At 37.4% G+C, this 2,562-nt stretch carries 2 protein-coding genes; both read right to left on the bottom strand.

What is annotated here, in order from left to right; translation table 11 throughout:
* Nucleotides 1-428: 428 nt before the first annotated feature.
* Complete coding sequence (locus FH036_RS26845) at nt 429-632, bottom strand: hypothetical protein (RefSeq protein WP_139847299.1); 204 nt, start codon at nt 630-632, stop codon at nt 429-431.
* A 766-nt stretch (nt 633-1,398) separates the two neighbouring features.
* On the bottom strand, nt 1,399-2,304 hold the full coding sequence (locus tag FH036_RS26840; protein WP_139847300.1) for a rolling circle replication-associated protein: 906 nt from the start codon (nt 2,302-2,304) through the stop codon (nt 1,399-1,401).
* Nucleotides 2,305-2,562 lie beyond the last annotated feature (258 nt).

Raw genomic sequence — 2,562 nt, 5'->3', positions numbered from 1 at the left:
TGCCTATCTTTTTCACCAAAACATGGCGACTAAGAATAATTGTTTGATTAAATGCCACCAAGCACACTCTGTATAGGTCTGTACCTTCTTCTCTACTATAACTCACTGTAAACATATAAAACTCCTCCGTTTCATGTAAATGGTTGTTAATGCAAGGGTTGACCATTGTATTATTGTTTCCCATCCAGCCGTCCGTCGACGTTGTCGGCGGGCGGACTGGATTGGGAAATCAATTAATATAATCGGGCAATCCCACTACATGGAACATTCCAGTTGTCATTGACACGGAAGAACCTTTTTCATGGTTTTAACGAGCCAGGAACCACCTTGATAAAAAGTAGGTGGCTCGCCAGCAGTCAGCTTACCATGAAAAATTCCATGTCAATGATTCGCTTCGCCAACTTCCATGATCCATTCCGTTAATCTTTTTATAACTCCAGCACTTCTTGTATCTTTTTTGTAATCATTTCTTTTCGTTCTTTAGCTGTAAACTCTTGTGCAGCCAATTCACTAATACCACGTTCAACAATTTCCGTATCAGTAACGCCTATCTTTTCAGCAAGAGCCTCTAAAAAAGCAATGCTTTCAACACTCATACGAAAATGTTTTGATTTCCTATTCAGCTTCGACATTATTAACCTCCTTCTAAATATCATTATAAAACGTACACACAAATTTGTAAACACGTTTATTGCAAATACATGGAAATATTTAATGAAATTTGTACACACATTTTTTCAAACATTTATCTGCAGGTTACTTGCAGATAAAAAAACAGCCGTATCCTTACTCTCACAATGAATACAAGCATTTTTGTCTGTATTTTCTGCTGGGGTAGTACTGGCCCCCAGCAATACATACAAACACTGAAAAGGAACGTTTTTAGTGTTTGATTTTTATTACTCTTTACGTGTCAAAAAAGTGGTTTTTTTGACAAGCAAAAATGTCCAACAAACCATGTTGTAGCAAGGTTTCGTTTAAAAAACGTACTCCTGTTTCATGGGGCGGGTTACATAGACGCCCTGAACTCTTTTAAAATTGCCCATAATAGGTGTTATGAGCAATAAAAGGGACTGTGATTTCGTAATTACTTACCAAGGGTGACGGTGATTCCGTAATATATACCAATAAGCCTGGCACGATCGATGCACACGCGCGGTTCCCTCTCCGACGGGCCCCTCCCGCGCATACACATTCGAACGTGCCAGCATTAACGTATTCCATTACGTTGAAGGTATCTAAATGTTTTCCTTTAGTTAAGTATGTTTCGTAAATTTTAATAGCTTTAAAAAGCCTTCTAATAGCCTTAAAAGTGATTTTTTAATATCTCTTTGTAAATTCGCATAACAAAAAACCCCCTCAAATTAGAGGGGGAACATCTTTTCTCGGTTTATGAAATTAGCGTTTTAGGTTATACTGTTCTTTAATTAAGGTGTTACGGAAATCTTTTTCGTTGTCAATTAGTTCTACACCATATTTGAAGTTTGGAGTTGCTGCTCCAAGCTTTTTTTGTGCATTTTTATAACTCATCTTTTCTTTTTCCGCCTCTACTATACCTTTAGATTTTCTGTATATATTTACTCCGGTTGGATAAAACACAAGCCGAGCACCTTTCATAAACTTTTTCTTTTGCCCAGAAACTTCTTTTTCAACTAAATCGGGATGTCCTTCTAACATCTTGGCATTATCCTCTGGAATCTCTATATCCGCTAAATAAGCAGACAAATAAGCTCCTATATTATCGACACCCTGTAAAGATTGCACCGTAACAAATCCATTGCCCCATAGTTTAGCCAGTTCAGTATTCGGAATATAAATATTCTCTAAATCGTTAAACCGCAGCAAAACGTGCATATGAAAGTTACCAGTAGCATGTGGTTCAAGTACATTTATGTAATCAATCGTAGTTGTCTTTTTGTACTTGTATTTCAAGCGTTTCATAAAGTTTTTAAAATCTTCATAAACCCTTTTTGTATCATTCGTTTGAAGTTCGCCTCTATAAGTCAGGGTTACAAACAATTCTTGTGGTGATCCAGTGAAATTAGTGTTAATTAATTCCCTCAATCTGTTGAATGTTTTCCGCAATGAGTTTTCACCTTGACCCCTGTTATCGGTGCGTTCAAATGCTCTTATCTCTCCAGTTTCCAAATCTATATAGCGTTCAGAATCTAACTTCCGTATATGAGCCTTCGTATTCACCTTCTCAAGGTACTGAATCTCTACAATGTGTTTCATTGTCGTTACTTTTACAACAGCTTCAGGACTAATCCCTTGTTCTTCGGGAGCCAGTAGCCGTTTCTCCATGCAGTCCTCCTTTTTCGCCTAATGTTGAATCTAAATCAAGTTAATAAGAGCACTGGAAAAATCGGAGTATTTATTAGCCTCTAAATTACCAAACCTCTATCAACCGCAGATAGTACAAAACCTAAATCAAGTATCTCATAAATTGGCAAGTCTCGACACCCCACTAATACCCTCGGGTCCATGCCTATCTTTTTCACCAAAACATGGCGACTAAGAATAATTGTTTGATTAAATGCCACCAAGCACACTCTGTATAGG

Origin of the sequence: Bacillus sp. CD3-5 (genome assembly GCF_006349665.1) — a bacterium.
GTDB lineage: Bacteria > Bacillota > Bacilli > Bacillales > Bacillaceae_G > Bacillus_A > Bacillus_A paranthracis.
This window is presented reverse-complemented; position numbering and strand designations above follow the sequence as displayed.